The organism is Gammaproteobacteria bacterium, assembly GCA_015709695.1.
Lineage (GTDB): Bacteria > Pseudomonadota > Gammaproteobacteria > Steroidobacterales.
Genome location: CP054183.1, coordinates 258,699 through 284,448, shown reverse-complemented (window position 1 = coordinate 284,448; position 25,750 = coordinate 258,699). Strand labels below are relative to the sequence as shown.

23 protein-coding genes, 2 tRNA genes and 1 pseudogene are annotated in these 25,750 nt (G+C 67.2%); 12 read left to right on the top strand and 14 right to left on the bottom strand.

Annotated elements, in window-relative coordinates; translation table 11 throughout:
• Positions 1-44: 44 nt before the first annotated feature.
• Positions 45-983 (top strand): ABC transporter ATP-binding protein, encoded by a 939-nt coding sequence (locus tag HRU81_01390; GenBank protein ID QOJ30866.1) that lies wholly within the window; start codon positions 45-47, stop codon positions 981-983.
• Positions 980-1,741 (top strand): ABC transporter permease, encoded by a 762-nt coding sequence (locus HRU81_01385; protein ID QOJ30865.1) that lies wholly within the window; start codon positions 980-982, stop codon positions 1,739-1,741. Before HRU81_01390 ends, HRU81_01385 begins: the two co-directional genes overlap by 4 nt.
• A 19-nt stretch (positions 1,742-1,760) precedes the next feature.
• Here the strand turns inward: HRU81_01385 and HRU81_01380 are convergent, their stop codons facing one another.
• The 4 genes from HRU81_01380 to HRU81_01365 all read right to left on the bottom strand — a co-directional run bounded on the left by HRU81_01380 (position 1,761) and on the right by HRU81_01365 (position 5,768).
• Positions 1,761-3,371, bottom strand: coding sequence for a carboxylesterase family protein (locus HRU81_01380; protein QOJ30864.1), 1,611 nt, complete (start codon positions 3,369-3,371; stop codon positions 1,761-1,763).
• A 45-nt stretch (positions 3,372-3,416) separates the two neighbouring features.
• Positions 3,417-3,493 (bottom strand) — tRNA-Arg (locus tag HRU81_01375).
• A 13-nt stretch (positions 3,494-3,506) separates the two neighbouring features.
• The gene (locus HRU81_01370) at positions 3,507-4,169 is read right to left on the bottom strand and encodes a glutathione S-transferase family protein (GenBank protein ID QOJ30863.1); all 663 of its coding nucleotides are present in this window, start codon (positions 4,167-4,169) and stop codon (positions 3,507-3,509) included.
• An 87-nt stretch (positions 4,170-4,256) separates the two neighbouring features.
• Positions 4,257-5,768 (bottom strand): aldehyde dehydrogenase family protein, encoded by a 1,512-nt coding sequence (locus tag HRU81_01365; protein QOJ30862.1) that lies wholly within the window; start codon positions 5,766-5,768, stop codon positions 4,257-4,259.
• Between the two features lie 117 nt (positions 5,769-5,885).
• Here HRU81_01365 and HRU81_01360 point away from each other — a divergent pair, with 117 nt between their 5' ends.
• Positions 5,886-7,055, top strand: coding sequence for an FAD-dependent monooxygenase (locus HRU81_01360; GenBank protein ID QOJ30861.1), 1,170 nt, complete (start codon positions 5,886-5,888; stop codon positions 7,053-7,055).
• 12 nt (positions 7,056-7,067) lie between these two features.
• Here HRU81_01360 and HRU81_01355 read toward each other — a convergent pair whose 3' ends face one another.
• The 4 genes from HRU81_01355 to HRU81_01340 all read right to left on the bottom strand — a co-directional run bounded on the left by HRU81_01355 (position 7,068) and on the right by HRU81_01340 (position 11,445).
• Complete coding sequence (locus HRU81_01355; protein QOJ30860.1) at positions 7,068-7,541, bottom strand: VOC family protein; 474 nt, start codon at positions 7,539-7,541, stop codon at positions 7,068-7,070.
• A 43-nt stretch (positions 7,542-7,584) separates the two neighbouring features.
• The gene (locus HRU81_01350; protein QOJ30859.1) at positions 7,585-8,781 is read right to left on the bottom strand and encodes an aspartate/tyrosine/aromatic aminotransferase; all 1,197 of its coding nucleotides are present in this window, start codon (positions 8,779-8,781) and stop codon (positions 7,585-7,587) included.
• A gap of 50 nt (positions 8,782-8,831) precedes the next feature.
• Entirely contained in the window at positions 8,832-9,980 is a 1,149-nt protein-coding gene (gene moeB / locus HRU81_01345; GenBank protein ID QOJ30858.1) for a molybdopterin-synthase adenylyltransferase MoeB, read from the bottom strand.
• A 127-nt stretch (positions 9,981-10,107) separates the two neighbouring features.
• Positions 10,108-11,445 carry an MFS transporter gene (locus HRU81_01340; GenBank protein ID QOJ30857.1) on the bottom strand — a complete coding sequence of 446 codons (1,338 nt, stop codon included), beginning with the start codon at positions 11,443-11,445 and terminating at the stop codon, positions 10,108-10,110.
• 110 nt (positions 11,446-11,555) lie between these two features.
• On the opposite strand from HRU81_01340, the gene HRU81_01335 reads away from it, so the two are divergent.
• The 3 genes from HRU81_01335 (at position 11,556) to HRU81_01325 (ending at position 13,111) form a co-directional block, all read left to right on the top strand.
• Positions 11,556-11,975 (top strand): GFA family protein, encoded by a 420-nt coding sequence (locus tag HRU81_01335; protein QOJ30856.1) that lies wholly within the window; start codon positions 11,556-11,558, stop codon positions 11,973-11,975.
• A 99-nt stretch (positions 11,976-12,074) separates the two neighbouring features.
• Positions 12,075-12,605: a DUF2384 domain-containing protein gene (locus HRU81_01330; protein ID QOJ30855.1), complete on the top strand. Its 531-nt coding sequence runs from the start codon at positions 12,075-12,077 to the stop codon at positions 12,603-12,605.
• A complete protein-coding gene (locus HRU81_01325) occupies positions 12,602-13,111 on the top strand; it encodes an RES domain-containing protein (protein QOJ30854.1) in 510 nt (169 codons plus the stop codon). Before HRU81_01330 ends, HRU81_01325 begins: the two co-directional genes overlap by 4 nt.
• Before the next feature lie 55 nt (positions 13,112-13,166).
• Here the strand turns inward: HRU81_01325 and HRU81_01320 are convergent, their stop codons facing one another.
• Complete coding sequence (locus tag HRU81_01320) at positions 13,167-14,105, bottom strand: LysR family transcriptional regulator (protein ID QOJ30853.1); 939 nt, start codon at positions 14,103-14,105, stop codon at positions 13,167-13,169.
• A 190-nt stretch (positions 14,106-14,295) separates the two neighbouring features.
• Between HRU81_01320 and HRU81_01315 the strand changes: the two are divergent.
• The 6 genes and pseudogenes from HRU81_01315 to HRU81_01290 all read left to right on the top strand — a co-directional run bounded on the left by HRU81_01315 (position 14,296) and on the right by HRU81_01290 (position 20,411).
• Positions 14,296-14,391: pseudogene (locus HRU81_01315) on the top strand (SDR family oxidoreductase).
• A gap of 53 nt (positions 14,392-14,444) precedes the next feature.
• Positions 14,445-15,302 (top strand): pirin family protein, encoded by an 858-nt coding sequence (locus HRU81_01310; GenBank protein QOJ33232.1) that lies wholly within the window; start codon positions 14,445-14,447, stop codon positions 15,300-15,302.
• Entirely contained in the window at positions 15,299-16,000 is a 702-nt protein-coding gene (locus HRU81_01305; protein ID QOJ30852.1) for an SDR family NAD(P)-dependent oxidoreductase, read from the top strand. The genes HRU81_01310 and HRU81_01305 overlap by 4 nt, the downstream gene beginning before the upstream one ends.
• 121 nt (positions 16,001-16,121) lie before the next feature.
• Entirely contained in the window at positions 16,122-16,385 is a 264-nt protein-coding gene (locus tag HRU81_01300; protein QOJ30851.1) for a hypothetical protein, read from the top strand.
• A 130-nt stretch (positions 16,386-16,515) separates the two neighbouring features.
• Positions 16,516-16,737, top strand: a complete 222-nt coding sequence (locus HRU81_01295; protein ID QOJ30850.1) for a hypothetical protein — start codon at positions 16,516-16,518, stop codon at positions 16,735-16,737.
• 413 nt (positions 16,738-17,150) lie between these two features.
• Positions 17,151-20,411 carry a helicase gene (locus HRU81_01290; protein QOJ30849.1) on the top strand — a complete coding sequence of 1,087 codons (3,261 nt, stop codon included), beginning with the start codon at positions 17,151-17,153 and terminating at the stop codon, positions 20,409-20,411.
• Between the two features lie 41 nt (positions 20,412-20,452).
• On the opposite strand, the gene HRU81_01285 is transcribed toward HRU81_01290, so the two are convergent.
• The 5 genes from HRU81_01285 to HRU81_01265 all read right to left on the bottom strand — a co-directional run bounded on the left by HRU81_01285 (position 20,453) and on the right by HRU81_01265 (position 25,723).
• Positions 20,453-21,370: an Abi family protein gene (locus HRU81_01285; protein QOJ30848.1), complete on the bottom strand. Its 918-nt coding sequence runs from the start codon at positions 21,368-21,370 to the stop codon at positions 20,453-20,455.
• A gap of 584 nt (positions 21,371-21,954) precedes the next feature.
• A tRNA-Ser gene (locus HRU81_01280) sits at positions 21,955-22,047 on the bottom strand.
• A gap of 89 nt (positions 22,048-22,136) precedes the next feature.
• On the bottom strand, positions 22,137-22,358 hold the full coding sequence (csrA, locus tag HRU81_01275) for a carbon storage regulator CsrA (GenBank protein QOJ30847.1): 222 nt from the start codon (positions 22,356-22,358) through the stop codon (positions 22,137-22,139).
• Positions 22,359-22,510: 152 nt separating this feature from the next.
• A complete protein-coding gene (gene alaS / locus HRU81_01270; protein QOJ33231.1) occupies positions 22,511-25,126 on the bottom strand; it encodes an alanine--tRNA ligase in 2,616 nt (871 codons plus the stop codon).
• Positions 25,127-25,309: 183 nt separating this feature from the next.
• Positions 25,310-25,723 carry a regulatory protein RecX gene (locus HRU81_01265; protein QOJ30846.1) on the bottom strand — a complete coding sequence of 138 codons (414 nt, stop codon included), beginning with the start codon at positions 25,721-25,723 and terminating at the stop codon, positions 25,310-25,312.
• Positions 25,724-25,750 lie beyond the last annotated feature (27 nt).

Sequence of the window (25,750 nt, the reverse complement as noted above, 5' to 3'; positions counted from 1 at the left end):
GGCCGGGCTTGGGTTGACCGCGGTCGCCGGTATAATCCCGGCCGGTGGGAGCCCGGGACCAGCCGATCATCGCCGTCACCGACCTGGTCAAGCACTACGCTTCGGGCTTCCAGGCACTGAAAGGCGTCAGCCTCGAAATCCGCCGCGGCGAGATCTTCGCCCTGCTCGGCCCGAACGGCGCCGGCAAGACCACCCTCATCAGCATCATCTGCGGCATCGTGCGGCCCACGTCGGGCAGCGTCACGGTGGATGGCCACGACATCGTGCGCGACTACCGGGCCGCACGCAGCCTGATCGGCCTGGTGCCCCAGGAGCTGACCACCGATGCCTTCGAATCGGTGGCCGCCACCGCCCGCTTCAGCCGCGGCCTGTTCGGCAAGCCGGCCAACCCCCGCCACATCGAGAAGGTGCTGCGCGAGCTGTCGCTCTGGGACAAGCGGGATGAACAGATCCTCGCCCTCTCCGGCGGCATGAAGCGCCGCGTGATGATCGCCAAGGCGCTGGCCCACGAGCCGCGGGTCCTGTTCCTCGACGAACCGACGGCCGGCGTGGACGTGGAGCTGCGCCGCGAGATGTGGGGGCTGGTGCGCCGCCTGCGCGACGATGGCGTCACCATCATCCTCACCACGCACTACATCGAGGAAGCCGAGGAAATGGCCGACCGCGTCGGCGTCATCAACCACGGCGAGATCATCATGGTCGAGGACAAGGCGAGCCTGATGCGCCAGCTCGGCAGCCGCCAGCTGGCGCTGCAGCTCTCCAGCCCGCTGGCGGCGATCCCGCCGGCGCTGGCCGGCCGCAAGCTCGAGTTGTCCGCGGATGGGCTGCAGCTGCTCTACACCTTCGACACCCAGGCCGAGACCACCGGCATCGCCAGCCTGCTGCGCGAGATCCGCGACCAGGGCATCGACTTCCGCGATCTGCGCACCACCGAGACCTCGCTCGAGGACATCTTCGTCAGCCTGGTGGGGAATCGCCGATGAACCTGCAGGCGGTGCGCACGCTGTACCGGTTCGAGCTGTCGCGCTGGTTCCGCACGCTGGTGCAGAGCATCCTCTCGCCGGTGATTTCCACTTCGCTGTATTTCGTGGTGTTCGGCGCTGCCATCGGCTCGCGCATGGCGGAGATCGACGGCGTGAGCTACGGCGCCTTCATCGTGCCGGGGCTGATCATGCTCTCGGTGCTGACCGAAAGCATCGGCAACGCCTCCTTCGGCATCTACATGCCGCGCTACAACGGCACCATCTACGAGGTGCTGTCGGCGCCGGTCTCCTACGTGGAGATCGTCACCGGCTACGTGGGCGCGGCGGCGACCAAGTCGGTGATGCTCGGGCTGATCATCCTCGCCACCGCCTGGCTGTTCGTCGACTTCCGCATCGAGCATCCGTTCTGGATGATGGCCTTCCTGGTGCTCACCTCGGTGACCTTCTGCCTGTTCGGTTTCATCCTCGGCATCTGGGCGACGGGCTGGGAGAAGCTGCAGATCGTGCCGATCATGATCGTCACGCCGCTGACCTTTCTCGGCGGCAGCTTCTACTCCATCGGCATGCTGCCGCCGTTCTGGCAGAAGGTCTCGCTGTTCAACCCGGTGGTGTACCTGGTCAACGGCTTCCGCTGGAGCTTCTACGGCAAGGCCGACGTCAGCGTCGCCCTCAGCCTGGGCATGACGCTGCTGTTCATGCTGGCCTGCCTCGCCGTGATCGCCTGGGTGTTCCGCACCGGCTACCGGCTCAAGGCCTGAGCCGGGCCTGAACCGGGTCTCAGCGCGCCGCGCGGGCGGCGCGGGCCGCCTCGACCAGCGACTCCTGGAACGCCATGCGCTCGGGGAACAGCCGGGCGTGCAGTTCGGGTCGCTCGCCGAACTCCATGGTCGCCGGTTGCTGGCGGGTGAAGGCCGGCCAGGCGGGAAGCCCGGGGGCGTTGGGATCGCCGGCCCGCGCGAACTGCACCCAGTAGCGGCGCAGCGGCTCGGAAACCGCCAGGTCGTGCTCGCTGAGCTTCTCGCCGGGATGCAGCGGGTGCCGGAACAGGTGGCCCACCTCGGCACCGTGGGCGGCACCCGGCGCCCGGCCGCGCTCGGCCTCGTCGACGTAGCTGTAGTAATAGAGCCAGGCCGGCGCGCGGACGGCCGCCATGTCCGCGGCGAGCATCCAGGCCGGCGCCCGGAACAGCGAATCACCGAAGTAGGTTTCCTTGAGGGTCTCGTCGGGCAGGTCGCCGTAGACCTGCCGCGCGCGCTCGGGGCTCACGCCGAGCAGGATCGCCGCGAGCGGCAGCTTGAAGGGGCGGATCAGGCTGCCTTCCCAGCTGTTGGCGCCGGCGAGGTAGGGCACGGCATGCTGGCGGCCTTCGTGGAAGGCGAGCCCGATGTCCCCGGGGATGAAGCTGCCATCCACCACGGGATTCATGGAGCTGTCCTTCTGCGGATAGGCGAGGATCTGCGCCACGCCGAGCGCGCGCAGCCGTGCCGGCGCCTCGTCGTTGTCGGCGATGCCGAAACTCGCGGCGAACTCCAGGCCGTCCTGCTCCAGCGCCTTGAAGCGGCCGGCGGGTTCGCGCAGCCGCTGCGTGGCATCCATGCTGATGCCGCCGCTCTGGGCGATGGCGCGCTGGAACAATCCGGCGGCGGATGGCGCCACCATCAGGCCGTTGACCGAGACGCCGCCGGCGGAGAAGCCGAAGATGGTCACGTGCTGCGGATCGCCGCCGAAGGCCGCGATGTTGTCGCGCACCCAGTGCAAGGCCGCCACCTGGTCCATCAGCCCGTAGTTGGCGAGCGGCTCGCCGGCCTGTGCGCGCGTCAGCGCCGGGTGGCCGAAGCGGCCGAGGCGATCGAGGCGGTAGTTGATCGTCACCAGCACCACGCCCTGGCGCACGAAGGCGCTGCCCTCGTAGGCCGGCAGCGAGCCCGCGCCCCAGCGGAAGCTGCCGCCATGGATCCAGAACATGACCGGCAGCCTGCCCGCGGCCCGCTTCGCCGGTGCGTAGATGTTCAGCGTCAGGCAGTCCTCGCTCTGCGGCATCCCCACCGAGGACGGCCGCTCGTCCTGCGGGCAGATGGGACCGAAACGCGTCGCATCCCGGGTGCCCCTCCATGCCACCGCCGGCTGCGGTGGCCGCCAGCGCAGCGGGCCTACGGGCGCTGCCGCATAGGGAATGCCGCGCCAGACATCGACACCCTCCGCGCTCGCGCCTCGCACCTCACCGAGCGTGGTCCGCACCACCGTCGAGGCCATCGCGGGCAGGGTCATGCCGAGACCGAGCAGCAAGGCCGCGAGTGCCGGCAGCCGCGCCGGTCGCCAGCCTGCTCTGGCCTGTGCCTGGGCCTGGGCCTGGGGTCGGGCCCCGTTGCGCGTCGTGTCGCTGACCATGGAGGCATCCTTTCGCCCGCCGTCGCGGCAGGCACTTGAATCGTCTGGCGCGCCCGGAGAGATTCGAACTCCCGACCCTCAGGTTCGAAGCCTGATGCTCTATCCAGCTGAGCTACGGGCGCGCGGCAGGAAAGCTCAGCGCCTCGCCGCCATCTGCTTCATGAAGGCATCGAAGGCCTCGGCATGGCTGGCCAGCACACTGCCGCAGTCGGCATTGCCTTCGACGGCCTTCCACCAGGTCTTCAGGCGCGGGCCCTGGGTGGGATCGGCGATGCCGAACTGGCCGGCGGCGAGGATCTTGCGGACCATGGCCGTGGTCGGCGCCAGGGCGCAGTCGCCCAGGGTCGGCGCACTGCCGACACAGAACGGCCCGGGACCCATGACCTGCTCGGCGTAACCGAAGGCCTTGGCGAGTTCCTTGCCGGCGGCCTCGACGGCCGCGGCATCACGCTTGGCCGGATTCATGTTGCGGAACAGGGGGCCGACCTGCTGGGCGATGTACAGGTCGGTGATGCGCGCCACGAGATGGCTGCGGGCGCGGTCCAGCGGGTCCTTGGGCAGGCCGGATTTCGCGGTCTGCGTGTCCTCGAGGTAGCCGCAGATGATGGTGGACTCGCCGAGCCCCTGTCCGTTGGCTTCCAGGGTCGGCATCTTGCCCATGGGATTGAGCTTGAGGAACTCGGGCGACTTGATGCTGCCGCCGGGCGCTTCGTGCAGCGGCAGGTCGATGCCCTTGATCTTCGCGAACATGACGACGCGGGCGACATAGGGCGAGGCAAGCGAGCCATAGAGCTTCATGACCGGGATCTCCGTTATGGGTGTTCGTTGGGCCGGATGGCGGCCATGTTCCCGCACCACCCGCGGATGGTCAACGACCCCCGCGCCTCAGTCGTAGCGGACCACGACGGTCTTGGTCTCCAGGTACAGATCCAGGTTCTCGGCGCCGAATTCGCGCCCCCAGCCGGACTGGCGGTAGCCGCCGAAAGGCGCGTGGATGTCGCCGCCGCCGTGGTGGTTGATGCCGACCACGCCGGCGCGCAGCGACTCGGCGAAGCGGTGCGCGGTGCCGAGGTCGCGGGTCCAGACGCTGGCCACCAGGCCGTACTCGCTGTCGTTCGCCTGCGCGGCCAGCCCCTCGATGTCGCGGTCGCCGAAGGACTGGATGCAGGTGACCGGCCCGAAGATCTCCTCGCGCGCGATCACCATGCCCGGCTGGATGTCGGCGAACACCGTGGGCGGCAGGAAATAGCCGGGCCCCGGCCGCGGCCCGCCGCCGGTCACCAGCCGCGCACCCTCCTTGCGGCCTGCTTCCACGTAGCCCGCCACCCGGGCCAGCTGTCCTGCCGAGATCAGCGGGCCGATGCGCGTCTCCGGATCCCAGCCCGGCCCCAGCCGCAGCGCCTGCGCCGCGGCGGCGAGGCCGGCCGTGAACGGCGCGGCCACCGCCTCGTGCACGAACAGCCGCGAGGCGCACTGGCAGTTCTGGCCCTGCAGGAAGAACGCCGAGCGCGTGGCGGCCTCCACGGCCTGTTCGAGGTTGGCATCGGCGAACACGATGAAGGGATTCTTGCCACCAAGTTCCAGCGACACCCGCTTGAGGTTGCCGGTGGCGGCAGTGACGATCTTGCGGCCGACTTCGCCGGAACCGGTGAACGCCACCTTGTCGATTCCGGGGTGCGCGGCGATGGCGGCACCGGCGGTCTCGCCGAAACCCGGCACGATGTTGACCACGCCGGGCGGCACGCCCGCCTCGACCAGCAGGTCGATGAGGAACAGCGCCGACAGCGGCGTCTTCTCGTCCGGCTTCAGCACCACGGTGCAGCCGGTGGCCAGCGCCGGCGCCAGCTTCATGGCGGCCATGGCCAGCGGATAGTTCCAGGGAATGATCTGGCCGACCACGCCCACCGGCTCGCGCCGCGTGTAGGTCAGCGCCGGGCTCGCCGCGCCGGGCCGGCGGTCGGCGGGCAGCGTGTGGCCGCTCAGCTTCGACGGCCAGCCGGCGAAGTAGCGCAGGATCTTCACCGCGGTCGGCACCGCCAGCATGCCGGCCGGGTTCAGCGGCATGCCGTTGTCGAGGATCTCCAGCTCGGTCAGCGTGGCCGAATGCGCCTCGAGCAGGTCGGCCAGCCGCCACAGCAGCTGGCCGCGCGCCGAGGGCCCCATGGCCGGCCAGGCACCGGTGGTGAAAGCGGCGCGCGCCGCCGCCACGGCGGCATCGATGTCCGCCGCAGCCGCTGCCGCCACCTGCGCCAGGCGCCCGCCGGTCGCCGGGTTGAAGACCTCGATGTGCCCACCGCCACGTGGGGCAACCTGCTCCCCGCCGATGAACAGGCGCTGCTCGCGCCGCAGGAACGCGGCGGTCTCGGCGCGCATGGGAACGGCTTTGCCAGGGTTCATGATCGCTCCTTCCGCGATGTGCCAGCCGCCGTGCAGCCGGCAGGTGGCCACTGCTGTTGCCGCGGCAATGGTACCCTGCGCTGCGGTGGAGACTCACGCAAGCGCAGGGCTCGGGCGATGAAGGACCTGGACGTGATCGTGGTGGGCGCCGGCATCGGCGGGCTGACCGCCACGCTGGCCCTGCAGCAGGCCGGCTTCCGCGTCTCGGTCTACGAGCAGTCGGCCAGCCTCGGCGAAGTCGGCGCTGGCCTCACCATCACCCCCAATGGCTGCCACGCGCTGTACCACCTGCTCGGCGAGGACGCCGTGCACGCGGTGGCGCGCACACCGGCCGCCGGCGCCATCAAGCACTACCGGACCGGCGAGACGCTGGTGGAGACCAACCGCGGCAACCGCATGCGCGAGCAGTACGGCGCACCTTACCTGCAGGCGCATCGCGCCGACCTGCATGGCGCCCTGGCCAACGCGGTGCGCGCCATCGACCCCTCCGCCATCCACACCGGCTGCCACTTCGGCGAACTGCAGCAGGGCGCCGATGGCGTCGAGCTGCGCTTCGACAACGGCACGGGCGCCCGCGGCGACCTGCTGATCGGCTGCGACGGCGTGCGCTCGGCCGTGCGCCGCGCGCTGTGGGGCCCGGAGGAAGTCAGCTTCACCGGCTACATCGCCTGGCGCGGGCTGGTGCCGATGGACAGGCTGGATCCCGCGCTGATCGAACCGGATTCGGTGGCCTTCGCCGGCACGGCACGCACCTTCGCCCGCTACAAGGTACGAAGCGGCCGGCTGGTGAACTTCGCCGCCTTCTCCAGGCGTGACGAATGGACCGAGGAAGGCTGGTCAGTCCCCGCGGATGTCACCGACGTGCAACGGGAGTTCGCCGATTTCTGCCCCGAGGTGCAGGCCATCCTCGCCGCGACACCCGCCGGCCAGTGCTTCAAGTGGGGCCTGTTCGACCGCCAGCCGCTGCCGCAGTGGACCCGCGGCCGGGCCACGCTGCTCGGCGATGCCGCGCACCCGATGACACCGTTCCTCGCCCAGGGCGCGGTGATGGCCATCGAGGACGGCGTGGTGCTGGCGCGTGCCATGGTGGCAGCGGACGACTGGCCGGAAGCGCTGGCGCGCTACGAGGCGGCGCGCCGCGAACGCACCACGATGGTGATGCGCGAATCGCACGTCAACGCCCGGCGCATGTACAACCGCGATCCGGACCACTACACCGGCTCCTCGCACCGCAATGCCGAGAGCCTCGGCCTCTACGCCTACAACCCGCTCACCGTGCCGGTGTAGCGGCGGCCAGCGTCAGGGCTCGCGGCCGAGGAACTGGTTGAACTCGTAGAAGTAGCCATCGGGGTCGAACACCGAGACGCTGACGTAGCGGTGCGTGGTGCCATCCGCCCCCCTGATGGTCCACTCGTGCGGCTCGGCGTGGATGTGCGAGCCGAGCTCGCGGGCGCGCCGGCCGGCCTCGCGGGCATCGTCCGAGGAGACGACGAAGGTCGGGTTGCCGTAGGTGACCGAGGTCGGGATGGCGGCTGGCGCCGGCAACGGCGGATCGATCCACTGCAGCAGCCCGATCATGCCGATCTCCGGATGCTCGCATTTCATGATGATCAGGTGGGTGCGGTCGCCCTGCCTGCCGGCCGCCATGCCGTTGCCGGACAGCACCACCTCGTCGTCGTAGAAGCGCGTCATGCCGGCGACGTACTCGTACCAGCGCGCGGAACGCTCGATATCACGCACGATCAGCGTGGTGCGCCGCAGGATGTTCTTCATGACCGGCCCTGCACCCGTGGCGGCGACCGCGGCCGGCCGCGGCTCAGTCCCGGCTCACCGCGGCGATGGCGCGGGCCACCGCCGGGATCTCCTTGCCGGAGAGCCCCGCGACGTTGAGCCGGCTGTCGGGCGCGGTGTAGATGTGGTGCTCGGTGCGCAGCCGCTCCACCGCCGCCTTCCCCAGCCCGAGCATGGAGAACATGCCGGCCTGCTGCTCGATGAAGTCGAAGCGCCCGCTGCCGAGCTCGCCACGCAGCGCGGTGGCCAGCGACTTGCGCAGGCCGTTGACGCGGTCGCGCATGTCGTCGAGTTCCTTCTGCCAGTCGGCATAGAGCGCCGGGTCGCTGGCGATCTCGGCGACAATGGCTGCGCCGTGGTCCGGCGGCATGGAGTAGTTGCGCCGCGCCAGCGACTGCAGGTGGCTCATGCTGATGGTGGCCGCCGCCGCACTCTCGGCGACGCACATGATGGCACCGACACGCTCGCGGTACAGGCCGAAATTCTTCGAACAGGACACCGCCACCAGCACCTCGGGCAGGCGCTCGCAGAGCAGCCGCAGGCCGGCGGCGTCGGCATCCAGGCCGCGGCCGAGGCCCTGGTAGGCCATGTCGACGAACGGCACGAGCTGGCGCCGCGCCATGAGATCGGCCAGCTCGGCCCAGTGGCCGGGATCGGGATCCGCGCCGGTCGGGTTGTGGCAGGAGCCGTGCAGCAGCACCACGGTACCGGGCGCGCAGGCAGCCAGGCTCTCCAGCATCTTCGCCGCCAGCACGCGGCCGGCGGCGATGTCGTAGTACGGGTATGCGGCGGTCTCGATGCCCGCGCCCTTCATCACCGGCACATGGTTGGCCCAGGTCGGATCGCTGACCTGCAGCGTGCCGCTGAAGCCGCTGAGCCGGATCAGCTCCGCGCCCAGGCGCAGCGCGCCGGTGCCGCCCACGGACGGCAGCGTGGCGACGCGGCCGTCACGCAGCGCCGGATGGCTCGCGCCGAGCGCGATCTTCTCCATCGCCGCCGCGAACTGGCGGTTGCCGGCCGGCCCGACGTAGGCCTTGGTGTTCTGGCGCGCCAGCATCTTCTGTTCCGCGGCGCGCACGGCACGCGGGATCGGCGTGATGCCGGAGGCGTCGCGATACACGCCGACCCCGAGATCCACCTTGTCGCGGCTCGGGTCGGCACGGAAGGCCTCGGTGACCCCCAGCAGGGGATCGGGAGGCATGGGCTTGAGGCTGTTCAGCATAGGGCGCGCATTCTCCCATGGCGGGCAGGACAAATCGAGACAGCCCGCACTCAGTAGCGCGGCAGTTGCGGATCGATCCGCTCCGCCCAGGCATCCACCCCGCCCTCCAGCACCTGCAGGCGGCGGAAGCCGGCCTTGTAGAGCAGGTAATAGGCCTCGATGCTGCGCAGCCCGTGATGGCAGGCGATGGCGTAATCCCGGGTCGAATCCAGTTCATGCAGGCGCGCCGGCAGCTCCGAAAGCGGCAGCGGCAGGCTGTGCGGGATCTGCACGATGCGCCGTTCGTGGGCCTCGCGCACGTCGAGCACCTCCGGTGCCGTGCCGTCGCGCCGCCGCGCCGCCAGCTCTTCCACGCCGAGTACCGGCAGCTCGCCGGACCCTGCCCTGCCGTCCGCGGCACCGATGCCACAGAACGCCTCGTAGTCGATGGGTGCCGTCAGCGTCGGCTCGGTACCGCAGACCACGCAGGCCGGATCCTTGCGCAGGGCCAGTTCGCGCAGGCGGAAGGCCAGCGCGTCGAACAGCACCAGACGGCCGACGAGCGGCTCGCCCACGCCGAGGATGAGCTTCAGCACTTCCAGTGCCTGCAGCGTGCCGATGATCCCGGGCAGCACGCCGAGCACGCCGCCATCCGCGCAGGAGGGCACCAGCCCCGGCGGCGGCGGCTGCGGGAACAGGCAGCGGTAGCAGGGCCCGCGGCGCGCGTCGAACACGCTCACCTGGCCCTCGAAGCGGAAGATGCTGGCATACACGTTGGGCCTGCCGGCCAGAACGCAGGCGTCGTTGACGAGGTAGCGGGTCGGGAAGTTGTCGGTGCCGTCGGCGACGATGTCGTAGTCGCCGATCACCTGCATGACATTGTCGCTGGCGAGCCGCAGCGTGTGCGGCACCACCTTCACCTGCGGATTCAGCGCCTGCAGGCGCTCGCGCGCCGCCTCCAGCTTCGGGCGGCCGACGTCACCGGTTCCATAGAGCACCTGGCGCTGCAGGTTGCTGAGGTCCACGCGGTCGAAATCCACCAGGCCGAGCGTGCCGACACCGGCAGCGGCAAGGTACAGCGCCAGCGGCGAACCGAGACCGCCGGCGCCGACGCAGAGCACGCGCGCCGCCTTCAGCCGCTCCTGCCCGGCCAGCGTGACCTCGGGCATCAGCAGGTGCCGGCTGTAGCGCAGGATCTCGTCGTGGGAGAACGTCGGCATGGTGGCGATGCGGCCGGCATTGGCGCGGGCGGGAGGTCGTGGCGCAGTATACTCCGGGCGCGCGGCGCCTCCGGGCGGTGGCAAGAAGTGAGGAGCCGTTTCTGGTGACGGCAGCACTTTCCGGAGACTAGGTCTCCCCGACCGCTGCGCGCATCTCGCCTTGCCGTCCACCCTGCCCTGCCTGCACGTGCCGCAGGCTCTCGTAGCGGCGCCCGAGCGCCAGCGCCACCAGCCCCCAGATGCCCGACGAGAGGAAACCGAGTCCCACCGTGCCGGCCAGCCCGAAGCCGAATGCGGCCAGCGCCGCCTGCATCCAGGCCGCCGAGACGTCGCCGAAGCGGTAGACCACGGTATCGATGACGTTCTTGGTCCGGTAGCGGCTCTCCTGCGGCATCACCGTGAAGCAGACCTCGCGGCTCGGCCGCGCGATGGCGTACTGCGCCACGCGCCGCGCCACCTGGATGCCCTGGATGGCGAGGACCGTCGGCGACAGCGCCACCGCCAGGAACGAGGCGAGCATGATGAGCGGGTTGAGCACCAGGCCTGCGGTGACGCCGAGCCGCGTGAGCACGCGGCCGGTGCCGAAGACCAGCACCAGCGCCGAGCAGACATTGACCACGAGGTCGATGTCGGCAATCGCCCGGGTACGCTCGGCCAGGCCGGAGTAGGCACGGCCGATCAGGTCCGTCTGCAGGAAGTAGGCGACCGTCGCCACCCAGGTCATGAGCATGATGAAGAGCGCCTGGTTGACGACATAGCCGGAACGGAACAGACCGCTGAAGCCATCGAAGGGATTGCCGCCGAGCGGGTGATCGAGGGTGGATGGCTGCGTCTCCGCGTGCCCGGCCCACAGGCGTGCCTTCTCGCGCACCAGCAGGTGCACCAGCACGGTGACGACGGCGAAGGCGCAGGCCGCACCGAGCAGCAGGCCTTCCACGCCCACCGATGCCGCCAGGAAGCGGGTCACCAGCGGTCCGACGATGGCGCCGAGGCTGCCGCCGGCGGCGATCGCCGCAAACAGCCTGGCCGCCTGCAGCGGCGTGAACAGGTCCGCCATCAGGCTCCAGAACATCGACACCATGAACAGGTTGACGACGCTGAACCACCAGAAATAGGCCATCGCCACCCGGTGGCTGGCCGGATCGGCGGCGAACAGGGCGGCGAACAGCAGGATGTTCAGCACCCAGAACCAGAACATGCCCGGCACCACCCGTGACAGGCGAAAGCGCGTGGTCGCCCAGCCGAACAGCGGCGCACAACCCAGGGTCAGGATCAGCGTACCGGTATAGAGGTTGGGCAGCTGGCCGATGCCCAGCACGGTGGCCATGGTGTCGCGCACCGGGCGCAAGATGTAGTAGCCGCCGAGCAGGATGAAATTGCAGCTGAACGCCAGCACCAGCGCCCGCAACTCGTGGGCCGCAGCGCTGACGAACAGGCGGATGAAGGAAGCGGGACCGGATGGCAAGGTGGGCTCAGGTTAGCACGCCCGCCCGGCCGGCGGCCGCCCGCGGCGATGCCGTCTTGACAGGCCCCCGCGCAAGGCGGACTGTCAGGCCAGGCAGGGAGGTGACTCACATGACTCGACGAACCGGGCAATGCCTCTGCGGTGCGGTGACCTTCACGGTGGCGGAAGATCCCGTCGCCGTGCGCGTGTGCTGGTGCCGCGACTGCCAGCACCTGGCGGCGAACGGCACCGTGAACATGCTGGTGTCCGCCGCATCCCTCAGCCACTCCGGGCCACTGGCCGAATACACCCGCAGCGCCAGCAGCGGCAACGAAGTCGTCCGGCAGTTCTGCCCGTCCTGCGGCGCCCACCTGTTCGCGCGGTCCAGTGCCCGGCCGCAACTGCGGGTGGTGCGCGTCGGCAACCTCGCCGACCCGTCGTCGGTCCGGCCCGACACCAATATCTGGGTCTCCAGCGCGCCCGCCTGGGCATGCATGGACCAGGCGCTGCTGCGTGTCGAGCAACAGGCCGCGCCGGGCGGGAAGCGCTGAACTGCGGATGGCAGCAGGCGGGGATACTGCGGATGCAAACGGGTGATTAGCACATTTTGATGCTATCATCTGCCTCGTTATAGGCATCCTGGCTACCCCATGACCCACGCCCGCAAGGCCACCGGCTCCCGACGCCGGATCGCCCCGCATCCCGTCCGGGAGGCGCGTATTGCATATGGTCCGAAGACCGGGCTCGAGTCCTTTGTCCAGCAGGTCAACGAGGCGGCGCCGATGGCGATTCTCCTCACCGAGCGGGCCGGCGTGCATGCGCAGCTCCTCAAGGATCTCGCGAAGCACATGGCGATTCCCGCTTCGCGGCTCTTCAGCATCCTGGGCATTCCCAAGGCCACTGCCGAGAAGAAGATCGCCGCCGGGGAAGCCATCGCCGGCCAGGGCGGGCAGGCCGCGATCGGCCTGGTGAAGCTGCTCGGCCAGGCCGAGGCCATGGCAGCCGGGAGCACCGCCGCGGATGCCGCGGAATTCGATGCCGCCCGGTGGCTCGGACAGTGGATCGAGACCGCGCAGCCGGCTCTCGGCGGCAAGAAGCCGGCCGATCTCCTGGACACGCCCACGGGACTGGACATGGTGTCGCGGCTGCTCGGCTCCATCCAGAGCGGCGCCTATCAGTGAAGCTCTGGCGGATCGCCGCGGAAACGCGCGCCTTCCCGGCAGACGATCTCGGCGGCATGGGTGCGGCAAGCCACCCGGGGCGGTGGAACGACCACGGCGAGGCCGTCGTCTACTGCGCGACCTCCATCTCGCTGGCCGTGCTCGAAACGGCCGCGCACATCGATGACGGCGGCTTTCCGCAGAACCGTTTCCTCGTGGAGATCGACGTGCCGGGCGGCGTCTGGTCCCGGCGCGAGGAAGTCCAGGCCTCCGCCCTGCCCGCCGCCTGGTCGGCCATTCCCGCCGGCCGCGCCAGCGTGAGATTCGGCTCCGGCTGGCTGCTCTCCCGCCGCTCGCCGATCCTGCTGGTGCCTTCCGTCATCGTTCCCGAGGAAAACTGCGCGCTGATCAACCCCGCGCATCCGCTGGCCAGGCAGGTCAGGGCGAGAGTGGTGCGGGGGTTCGAGTACGCGCGGATGTTTCGCGCGGGAAAGCCTCGATTGTCCACCCGGCACGGCGCCTTGTAGCGGTGACGGCGAATCTCGCCTGACCTGCGCCACGGCGAACTGGAGCGCCGAATTGTCACGCGCTGCCGGGCGGCTCCAGGCAGCGGCCCTGGGCGATCAGCTCGGCATAGCCTTCCGCCAGCGCGTCCAGCAGGTACCTCACGGCCGGACGCAGGCCCTTGCGGCTGGCGTAGACGGCCTGAACCAGGCCAGGCGGTGGCGCCCAATCGCGCAGAACCTCCTGCAGCGTGCCGGCCAGCAACGCATCATGAACCAGAATGCGTGGCAGCACGGCGCAGCCCACACCGGCCAGGGCGGCATCGCGCAAGGTCGCAACATCATCCACCACGAAGCGCGGCTGGTGCGTGTATTCGACCAGCGCGCCTCCGGGGCCACGCAGGCGCCAGCACTGTTGCTCCGGTGAATTGCCCAGACCCAGTGTCGGCCATCGCACCAGATCGGCGGGCTCGACCGGAGGCGCTGAATTGATCAACAGTTGCGGCGAGGCGACCAGCAGGTGCGGGCTCAGCGCCAGCGGACGCACCACCTCCTCCTGCGGCAGCGAAGCATCGGGCGCGCGTACACGCAATGCCAGGTCCACGCCGTCATGCCACACATCAATGTTTCGATTGCTCGCCTGTACCTGCACCTGCACGTGTGGCCACGCGTTCAGAAAGCGCGCCAGTATTGCCCCAACCGTGGTTTGCAGCAGTGCGGGCGGACAGGCCAATCGAACCGTACCGCGTGGAGCAGTGGTTTGCTCGTCCACCAGCGCCCTGGCTGCCTCGGCCTCGGCGAGCATTGCGCGCGCGTGCAGCAGTACCTGCTCACCTATTGGCGTGACGGCAAAACGCCGGGTGCTGCGCTGAATCAGTCGTGTGCCCAGGGACGCCTCCAGCGACGCAAGGCGCCGACTCAGGCGCGACTTGGGTACGCCGGTGGCACGCTCAGCGGCGACAAAGCCGCCGTGCTCAGCCACCAGGGCAAATGCGGCAAGGTCACCGAGCTCTTCCATGGTCCCTCCAGGCGCTCCATTGTTCTGATTTCGGGACAGTGAAGCCAGAATTCCACCATTTTTCTCGCTTTGAATACAACTTACCATCCAATCCAGCACCGCATTCTTCACTTCCGCAAGGAGACCGAACCATGAGTACGCCCGCAAACTTCAACGGCAAGGCGCCCCGGATCGATCCGAAGAACGTGGCGAGCTGGCTGGCGTGGTTTCGTTCCTTGCCGGCCCGGATTCCGAGTACATCACCGGGCAGTCGATCCTCGTGGACGGCGGCATGGTGTTCAATTGATCCACAGGAATGACCTCGTGAACGCAGAGCCAGTATCCAACAACCGCAAGCGTGTGCTCTCCACGCGTCGCCCACCCGGCCATCATTGGGTGGGCGACGGGTTCCCGGTGCACAGCCTGTTCGGCTACAGCGGTGAAGGAGTAGCCGAGCGCAGTCCCTTCCTGCTGCTCGATTACGCCGCACCGACCCTATTCCCGGCAACGACGCATCGGCGCGGCGTGGGCAGTCACCCGCACCGTGGATTCGAAACCGTTTCCATCGTGTTCGAAGGCGAAGTTGAACACCGCGACTCCACCGGCGCTGGCGGCGTCATTCGCAGCGGAGACGTGCAGTGGATGACCGCCGGCAGCGGTATCCTCCATGAGGAGTTCCACTCGGCAGACTATGCCGCGCGTGGCGGCCCATTCGAGGTCATGCAGCTGTGGGTGAACCTGCCCGCAGTTCACAAGATGACACCTGCGCGTTACCAGTCGATCAGTGCCCCACAGATCCCCGTTGTGAACCTGCCGGAGGGCGGTGGCACCATACGCGTGATCGCCGGCGAGCATGCCGGAACACCCGGCGCAGCCCGCACATTCAGCCCGATGAACGTGCTGGACGTACGTCTTGCGAAGGGTCATACGCTCGAGATACCCCAACCCGAAGGCTGGAGTACGCTGGTGGCGCAGCGCACTGGCAGCGTGCGCGTCAATGGCGACGCCGGGCTTCAAGCCACCGACCTCGCCACTCTGTCCAGGAACGGTACGGGTTTGATCGTGGAAGCAATCAGTGATGCCGCCTTGCTGCTGCTCGCCGGCGAGCCCATCGAAGAGCCGGTGGTCGGTTACGGGCCCTTCGTGATGAACACCGAACAGCAGATCAGGGAGGCAATAGCGGACTTCAACCGCGGACAATTCGGGAGACTTTCATGACCAGACCAGTTTGTGTTGTTGTCGGCGTTGGCGAGGGAAATGGCGCTGCTCTGGCCCGTGCTTTCACCGGGGCCGGATACTCCGTTGCCTTGCTGGCAAGGCGCACAGCGTTCACCACTGAACTGGCAAGGGCATTGCCGGGCGCACACGCATACGCCTGCGATGTATCAGATCCTTCTTCGGTGGCGAGCGCATTTGCGGCCATTCGCGGCGAAATGGGACATCCGGCGACACTCGTCTACAACGCCGGATCCGGCTCCTGGGGAGATGTGGAGAGCACCAGTCTCGACGCCTTCGAGTCATCCTGGCGCGTCAATGCGCTCGGCGCCCTGGCTGCGAGCCAGGAGGTCATCCCGGCAATGAAGGCAGCGGGATCCGGCAACATCATATTCATCGGAGCAACGGCCTCGCTGCGGGGTGGGCCACAGACAGCGGCCTTCGCCCCCGCCAAGGCCGCCCAACGCAGCCTCGCCGAGTCCATGGCGCGCAGCCTCTGGCCGCGCGGGGTTCACGTCTCGCTGCTCATGATCGACGCCGTCGTTGACTTGCCCTCAACCCGCAGGAACATGCCCGACAAGCCGGACAGCTACTTCCTGAGGCCGGACGACATGGCGCAGACCGCCGTGTTTCTCGCCTCACAGCCTCCATCGGCCTGGACCTTCGAAGTCACGGTGCGACCCTTCGGCGAGAAGTGGTGAAGCCGGACGCGTCTCGCGTCTGGCCCGCCCCCCGTGCGTCATCGACAGGTGCAGCAGCGCACAATCCCGGACATTGCCGTATGGTCGCATTCGGTCATGCCGATGCATCAGGGTGACTGCCATGCCCCGCACCACCAATGCGCGCGCCATCAAGAAGGCAATCTCCCTGCCGCCGGACCTGGCTCGCTTCGCAATGGCCACGGCCCGCGAGGAAGGCAAGACCGTGAGCGCTGTCGTACAGGACGCGATGCGCGCCTATCGCTTGTCCCGGCTGAGGGGTGAGTATCGGCACTTGCAGACTTTCTGGTCGCAACGTGCCCGGGACAAGGGCATCCTGACGAAGCGCGATCTTGAACGCTATCTCGATGGCAAGAGCCGCAAGTAGCCGATATCGCCGCGGGTCGTTTTCGACTCCAGCGTACTGGTTTCCGCCCTCACACTTCCGGGCGGCAGTGCAGATCGGGCAGTGGAGGCTGTTACGGAAGTTCTCGCGCGATACCGAGGAACTGTCGCGATTGGCCGTGTTTCTGGCGGATCTAGCCGAACTGGTCACTCCGACAGGACAGCTTCGGGTCTTCGCGGATGATCCGGACAGCCGGGTCCTGGAATGTGCTCTCTCCGGCGGCGCCCGGCTGATTGTCACGGGTGACTGCGCCATGCTGGATCAAAAGGAATTCGAAGACGTGGAGATCGTCACGCTTCGGGAGTTCCTCAGGCGGGTGCAACCGGCCGGCTGACCCTCCCATTGCCCAGGAGTCATGCCCGAGACAATCTGGGGAATGTGTGGTCCCTCATGCGGCGCAACCTGGCCTTGGCAACGCATGCCGAGAGCACAGGAGCGCCGTGAGGATCAGAAACTGGCGGAGGAGGTAGTCAGCAGCGAACCCGTCTCGGCCGGCAGTTCCTTGCTGAACAATAACCAGCCGTCATCGAACACTTAAGCCTAGGGGTGGTAGGCTCACCTGATGAGCCACCGGCTATGTTCCAATCTGCAGGGAGTTCGCACGCCAGTGCTACCCAGCCGAGTTCGAAAACATAGCTCACTTTCAAACCGATTTAACCCACTTGACCAGTACGCCATTTTGCCGTCGCACCCCGCACCTGACGTGAGGCACGCGGCTGCTCCTGCTAACAGCGTATGACGCACGACTTGAAGCACGGCCAGATTAGCCTGTTCGATGCGCCCGATGCGTCCAGCGAAATGCGCCTGGAGGTACTTGACTGGCCCTCACCGGAACGGTTCCCACTTAATGTTGCCGGTCAGAAGGTGCGCGATCAGGTTATCTCGGATCTTAAGACCGCAAGTAACCCGCTGATCATCGCAGGCTACGCCTCCATCGACTACCTGATCGACTTCGCCGCGGGACTGAGCGCGCGCGACGGTAAGCTGCGCCTGTTGCTTGGCACGGAGCCTTTCCCCGGCAATCGGGTGTCGTACTCGGCATCCCGGGAGAGCTTTCCTCGGGAGGTTGAGGCGTATTGGCTCGATCGGGGCGTCTCGTTGCGCCTCAGCGCCAAGATTGTGCAGACGATGGAATTAATTCGATCAGGTCGACTGTCCGCGCGCTTTCTCGGGGGACGGCACACCAGACTACACGCGAAAATGTATGCGGGCGAAACCGCTATCACCATGGGGTCCAGTAATTTCACCCAAGCAGGACTGACCCGCCAGATTGAAGCCAACCTCCGCCTTACGCCGAAGGACCACAAACGATTCGTGGAGGCCATAAAGGTTGCCGAAAACTACTGGAATGCTGGCAAGCCCTATGAGCAAGACCTACTGGCCCTACTCGATAAACTGCTGCGGGTCGTGGGCTGGCAGGAGGCTCTCGCGCGCGCCAGCGCCGAACTGCTGGAAGGCGAATGGGTTCGTGAGTACATCAAAGCGCAGATGTATGTGGGTGATCTGCCGTTGTGGCCTTCCCAGGAGCAAGGCATTGCGGAGGCCATGTGGGTACTGGAGAATGTCGGTAGCGTCCTCGTTGCCGACGCCACTGGCTCTGGGAAAACCCGTCTTGGAGCTCACCTGATCCGGGCGGTGGTGGATCGTATTTGGCGGCACGGGCGTGCTCGCAAGGCACCGGCCATCGTGATCGCTCCTCCGGCTGTTAAGGACAACTGGCATCAAGCCACCCGCGAAGCTGGCGTCCCGATTGATATTCAGTCCCATGGCCACCTCAGCCAATCAAAGAGTACGGCACATATCGGAGTGATCGATGCAGTGCGACGCGCGCAGGTTCTGGCGGTTGATGAGGCACACAACTTCCTCAATCAGGCGTCGCAACGAACCCGCGCCATCTTAGGCAACATGGCCGATCACACCATCCTGTTCACGGCTACGCCAATTAATCGCAGCGCAGTCGACTTGCTTCGCCTCGCCGACATGCTGGGCGCTGACAACCTGGCCGACTCCACCGTTGAAGCGTTTTCCTCCTTACTACGACGCCGCACACTCGATCGGAGTCTCAGCGAAAACGAGATGGCGGTGCTACGACGTGAACTACAGCGATTCACGGTTCGTCGCACCAAGACAATGCTCAACGCCATGGTAGATGCTGCTCCTGCCGCCTACCGCGACGCCGCTGGTCGCAGTTGTCGATACCCTGAGCATCGGGCGCGCACTTACGAGCTTCACGAAAGCAGTAATGACCGACGCCTGGCCGGAGAAATCCGCGAAGCCGCCGCCACTCTACATGGGGTAGCAATGATCGTCGGCGAACTGGAAATGCCCGAGGTTTTGCGACGCGAGGGCTGGACGGAGACTGAGTACCTCGAAAGTCGCCTGCACGGTGCCTCGCAACTCAGTCGCTACCTCATCATGGCCACTCTTCGCTCATCGGCCGCCGCCTTGTTCGAGCATGCGGTGGGCACCGAAGCCGCCCTTCAGCACTTCGAACTTGCCGCAGACGCAAAACGGCATGCCACCGGCAACGTCATCGAAAAACTGCGCCAGGCGAGCGGCCACCCTCCCGTCAGTCACCTTAACGTTCCCCTGCCCGACTGGCTCACCGATCCACACGCGCACGGACTGGCCTGTGCCCACGACATTTCGGTCTACGAGGCGATCCTCGATAAGGCTAGGCGTATGTCCGATCGTCGGGAGATTGCCAAGGCCACGCTCCTGCGGGATCTCGCACGCCGCCATAGCATGGTAGTGGCCTTCGACTCGCGACCTGTCACGCTGGCACTCATGCGCAAGCATCTGGAGACACTCGATCCCGCTACCGAGGTCATCTTGGCTACGGGCGAACAGCGGTCGGGGCGTCGTATCGTTGAGAGCCGACTACGTCCGGGCGCAGCGCGCACGACATTGATCGCGCTGTGTTCAGACTCAATGTCCGAGGGCGTCAACCTCCAGGCCGCGGCCGCAGTTGTTCACCTTGACCGCCCGAGTGTGGTTCGTATCGCCGAACAACGTGTCGGGCGGGTTGACCGCATGGACAGTCCCAACGAGGTCATCGAAGCCTGGTGGCCGCAAGATGCCGCAGAGTTTGCCCTGCGCTCGGACGAGCGCTTTATTGAGCGCTATGAAACGGTCGAGAACCTGCTCGGCTCCAATCTTCCTCTACCGAAGGGCTTGGGCGGCAGCGCAGCTACGGACTCCCGCCCTGTCGCAGTCGACCAGGACATCGAGGAGTTCGAGCACGCGCAACGACGCGGGCCGTGGGACGGACTGCGCGACGCCTTTTCCCCGGTACGGGAACTTGTAAGCGGCGCCGATCCTCTAGTGCCACCGAACGTTTACGAGCACTACCGCAACGTCTCGGCCCAGGTGCTTTGCCGAGTGAGCCTGGTGAACGCCGACAGACGCTGGGCACTGGTTTGTTTCACCGGCTCGAGCATTGGCGCTCCGCGCTGGGTGCTGGTCGAGGAGCCCCCGCAACCGCTATTGACGGACTTGATGGAAATCACCGCCTTGCTTCGCGAGCGACTCGGCACCAGCACGCGAGATCTCTCCCTTACGCCGGCGGCGATGGGCTGGCTTGATCGGGTGCTGATACTCCTGCAGGAGCAGGAGCTTTCGCTGTTGCCACGACGAAAGCGCCGTGCACTCGAGGAAATGACCATTGTGATGCGAAGCTACAGCAAGGAGACGCCGAGCACGACCGAGTTGGGATCCGCTCTTGCACACCTGCTTCAGGTGCTCCAGCGCGAGGATCAGCGGGACTGTTACGACTGGGATGCGATGGCAGAGACCTGGCTCGACCTGATTCGACCTGTGTGGTACGAACGGTTGACGACCGGCAAACGGATACGGCCGCTACTTCTGAAAGACATTCGCAAGGATCTGCTCGGTACGCGGCGCCTACCTCTCGCCGAGATACTGAGGCACTTTCATACACTCCCGACGTTACCGCCGATCGACGAGCGCGTGGCCGCCTGCATTCTGGGCATCCCCGAGGGATCTTAAGCACCATTGCGCACACTGCAAATCGAGTCTCCAGAAGTAATTCACCCGGGCCCCGACTTGGCTTTCCATATGGCTGAGGTTCTCCAGTCAGCCGGAAACCCCATCGCAGAGAAGTCCACAGCAAGATGTTCTTCAAACAGGGAGAACAGGTGCTGACGCCATTGCGAACGCGGGCTGATGCTGTCCAGGAGATGCGCAAGCATCAACAAGGTGTTGTAGATGCGCTTGGGTTTCGCTTCGTTGAAGGCCGATCCAAGCCAGTCTGGATGGTTCGGAATCTTCATGCCGATAGTCATTTCTCGGTTCCACAGGCGCATGTGATGCGCACACACGTTGCGAACATACGCGAGGTGATGAGCAAACGAACCGATGATCTGTTCGTCAACCCCATAAGGTTTGGAGATCTCCCTGCGATCCGCGCCTGTAGCCAGGTTGCTAAACCACTGTGACAGCTGGCCGAATGTCAGCAATTCGCACACGCTCCAAAGCGGGGGAAGTTCGGGGTCCGTATAGGTCGCGCGATAGTGAAGGACAAAAGTTTCGCGGCTGCGCTCCAGCTCCTCTTGGAGCTTCGTCAGGCACCTGGCGTGCTGGGTGGGCCTGCGAAACAGTCGCGCATCGAGATAAGCGTGGGGACCATATCGAAGCGCCAGAATGTTGGCCCAACGTGTTCTGAGAGAGACTTCTATCCGCTCGATAGCGTCCATGACCAGCAGACGCAATTTCCGGTCGAAACTATAGAGGTCGATGATGGTCTCAAACCGCGTGCCGAGTTTGAACGCGTGGTCGTCGTTTGCGGCGGCTGGGGTTTCAGACGGCAGCCAGTAGGCGCGCAGGCGGTAGTAGTTGATGTGGTCGAGATACTGCAAAGCGGCCTGACGATCGGCCACGGTCATGCCTCGGCGGACCAGCAAATCGAGTTGCTGCTCGGTTGACAGCGCTGGCTTGCTGAATTTCATGCCCTGCCTCCGGGCAATAAAAAACCCGCCCTGGTGCGCTTCCGAGGAGAGGCGTGGCGGGTGTTGTTATCGGCCATTTTAGGCTCGTCCAGGAAAAAGCCAAGGGCGCGCGCACGACATTCTAATAGATTGTTATTGTTAAGATTGTTGAGCCCGTAATGCCATCGCGCGATGCCACCCCTTTTTGCACCCGAGCTCTGGGTGCGGGTGTCGGCGAGCGACCCTTTAGTTACGTGGAGGCCGCAATAGTCCTAATCGCGCTTATACGCACTAAGGTTCGAATCCCCTCAAAGTACAGCCTCGCTGCCTGCCCGTCTGCCCACCGATTCGACAACCTCGACTGGGAGAAGCAGCGCGAACAACTCGGCGTTGCCGACGGCTGATGCCCCAACTGGGGCCTGTCAAGCGCATCGAATGTGGTACCGCCTGGAACCCCCGACTGAGACTGGCGGGGAAATTCGGCGTTGATTGCCTGGAATGGCGGGATTCGCGACCACATTTGCCCGGCACAGCAGGTGCAAGTCGCGGAAATAACGAGGGGTTCGCCAGTCTCTGTACAGAGACTCGGCGAACCCCAGACTAGCTGGCGGAGAGGGAGGGATTCGAACCCTCGATACGCCTTTTGAGCGTATAACGGTTTAGCAAACCGCCGCCTTCGGCCACTCGGCCACCTCTCCGGAGTCGGCTGACGCCGGGCATTGGCGCCGGCGCGGGCTGCACAGGATACCCGGATCGCGCGCCCGAGTCTCGGGCGGCGTGCGGGTGCTCAGTCGGCCGCGGCCGGCAGCGGGGCGGGGTCGGCGCCGTTGGCGTTGTCGGCCTGCTGTTCCTGGCGGATGCGCTGGTGGATCTCCTCGCGGTGGACGGTGACGTCGCGCGGGGCCTTGACGCCGAGCCGTACCTGGTTGCCCTTGACGCCCAGCACCGTGACGTCCACGTCATTGCCGATGATGACCGTCTCGCCGATGCGCCTCGTCAGGATCAGCATGGACTCCCTCCCGTCTTTCGCGTTTTTCTTGTCGCCGGGATGCCGCGGGTGCCTGATCGAGGCTGCCCCGCCACGCCGGCAGCGCGTCGCCCGCTCCTCCTGAGCCGGGCGTTTGCAGCGCAGCGATCATAACCGAACTGTCGGCGGCAGCGTCAACCCAGCCGGCTGGCCACCCAGTCACGGGCGCCGGCGAGGGCGGCGTCCAGCGCCGCGGCGTTGCTGCCACCGGCCTGGGCGAAATCCGGGCGGCCGCCACCCTTGCCGCCGACCTGCCCGGCGACGGCGTTGACGAGATCGCCGGCCTTGATGCGGCCGACGAGGTCGCGGGTGACACCGACGGCGAGCGAGACGCGCTGGCCTTCGGCGTCGGCGGCACCGAGGACGACGACGCCCGAGCCGAGCTTGTCCTTCATGCGATCGACGACGTCGCGGAGTGTCTTTGCATCGGTGCCGTCGTCGAGGCGCTGCGCCAGCAGCCGCACGCCGGCCACGGTGACGGCCTGCGAGGCGAGGTCGCCACCGGAGCCCGCGCCGCCGGCCAGCCGTGCCTTGAGCTGCTGGACTTCCTTCTCCAGGACGCGATTGCGGTCGAGAAGCTGGCGCAGCCGCGGCTCGAGGTCGGCGCGGTTGCCCTTCACGAGGTCGGCGAGGCGGGCGAGCGTCGCCTCTTCCTCGACAACCCGCGCCAGCGCCCGCTCGCCGGTGACGGCCTCGATGCGGCGGATGCCGGCGGCGATGCCCGATTCGGCGACGATCTTGAACAGGCCGATGTCGCCGGTGCGGCGCACGTGGGTGCCGCCGCAGAGTTCGGTGGAGAGGTCACCGAAACGCAGCACCCGCACGCGGTCGCCGTACTTCTCGCCGAACAGCGCCATGGCGCCGCTGGCGACGGCATCGTCGTAGGACATGATGCGGGTCTCGCCCTCGGCATTGGCGCGGATGCCGGCGTTGACCAGCGCCTCGATCTCGCGCAGCTGCGCGGGGGAAACCGCCTCGTAGTGCGAGAAATCGAAGCGCGTGCGATCCGGGGCGACCAGCGAGCCCTTCTGGCTGACATGCCTGCCGAGCACCTGGCGCAGGGCGGCGTGCAGCAGGTGGGTCGCGGAATGATTCAGGCGCGTGGCCTCGCGTGCGGCGGCATCGACCTCGGCGGTGACCTCGGCGCCGGAAGCGATGCTGCCGGCCTCGACGGTGCCGATGTGCACATGCGCCTCGCCGTTCTTCTGCGTGTCCTCGACGCGGAAGCGGAAGCCGGGCGCGGTGATGATCCCCTGGTCGCCCACCTGGCCGCCGCTCTCGGCGTAGAACGGCGTGCGGTCGAGGACCAGGCCAGCGGATTCGCCGGCGGCGAGGGCCATCACCCTGCCGTCGTTGCGCAGGATGGCCGTGACCCGGCCCTGGTCGCGCAGCGTGTCGTAGCCGGTGAACCGGCTCTTCTCGGCGAGGCGCAGGCTGCCACCCGCCCCCATCTCGAACTTGCTGGCCGCGCGGGCCCGCTCGCGCTGCTGCGCCATCGCCTGCTCGAAACCATCACGGTCCACGCCGATGCCGCGGGCGCGGGCCACGTCCGCGGTGAGATCCACCGGGAAGCCGTAGGTGTCGTAGAGCTTGAACACCAGCTCGCCGGCGAGTTCGCCGCCCTTCACGCCGGCGAGCGCGTCCTCGAGGATGCGCATGCCCTGGGAGAGCGTCTCGGCGAAGCGCTCTTCCTCGGTCCTGAGCACGCGCTCGACATGGCCCACGGCCGCGGTGAGTTCGGGGAAGGCGCGGCCCATCTCCCGCTCCAGCGGCCCGACCAGCCGGTGGAAGAACGGCTGGCGCACGCCGAGGTCATGGCCGTGGCGCAGGGCGCGGCGGATGATGCGGCGGAGCACGTAGCCGCGGCCCTCGTTGCCGGGGAGCACGCCGTCGGTGATGAGGAAGGCGGCGGCGCGGATATGGTCGGCGATGACGCGCAGCGACGGCGAGGCCGGGTCCTTCGCGCCGGTGATCTCGATGGCGGCGCGGATGAGGTTGCGGAACAGGTCGATGTCGTAGTTGCTGTGCACGCCCTGCATGACCGCGGCGATGCGCTCGAGGCCCATGCCGGTGTCCACCGAGGGCCTGGGCAGCGGCGTCAGCTGGCCGTCGGCGGCGCGGTCGAACTGCATGAACACCAGGTTCCAGATCTCGACGTAGCGGTCGCCATCCTCGTCGGGCGATCCCGGCGGGCCGCCGGGGATCCCCGGGCCGTGGTCGTAGAAGATCTCGGTGCAGGGGCCACAGGGGCCGGTGTCGCCCATGGACCAGAAGTTGCTCTTCTCGTCGCAGCGGGTCAGCCGCGCGGGATCGACGCCGATGTGCCTGACCCAGAGGTCGGCGGCTTCGTCATCCTCGCGGAACACCGTCACCCACAGCTTCTCCGGCGGGATCTTCAGCTCGCGGGTGATGAACTCCCAGGCGAACTCGATGGCCTCGCGCTTGAAATAGTCGCCGAAGCTGAAGTTGCCCAGCATCTCGAAGAAAGTGTGGTGGCGGGCGGTGTAGCCCACGTTCTCGAGGTCGTTGTGCTTGCCGCCGGCGCGCACGCAGCGCTGGGAACTGGCGGCACGCTGGTAGTCGCGCGGGTCCCTGCCGAGGAACACGTCCTTGAACTGCACCATGCCGGCATTGGTGAAGAGCAGCGTCGGGTCGTTGCCGGGCACCAGCGGCGAGCTCGGCACGATGCGGTGGCCCTTCGCAGCGAAGTAGTCGAGGAAGGCTTTGCGGATCTGCTCGGTTTTCACGATGTTCCTGCTGTCGTTCTGGCGTGGTGCGCGCCCTTGCGGCGGGTATCCCCGAAGTCGGGCCCTAACTTTAGGCGTACCGCCCTCGGACGGACACTCTCTCTAGAAAGCCCCCGATACTCGCTTGGTTCGGGGATACCCGCCTCCGGGCGCCTCAGCCAAGGACACTACCCCCGCAGCTCGGGTTCAGTCCTCGCTGTTGCCGAAGCTGGCGCGGATCTGCCCGGAGGTAAAGCCGCGGTATTCGAGGAAGCGGGACTGGCGGGCGCGCTCGCGCACGTCCACCGGGCTCGTTCCGCCGAAGCGGCCGGCGCGCACCGCCCGCGCCAGCGCGCACCAGTCGTGGGCCGCATCGAGGGCAGCATCGATGGTGGCAGCGTCGATGCCGCGCTGGCGCAGCTCGGCGCGGATTCTAATGGGTCCCTGCCCCTTGCGGATACGGGAGGCGACAAAGGCATCGAGGAAACGGCTGTCGCTGGCCAGGCCCTCCCGTGCGAGGGCCACCACCGCGGCTTCGGCCTCTTCCGGGGAGAAATCCCGCTCCGCCAGCTTCGCCCGCAGCTCCGCCAGCGAGTGCTCGCGGCGGGCCAGCAGGTCCATCGCCACGGCCCGGGCCGACCGACCCGG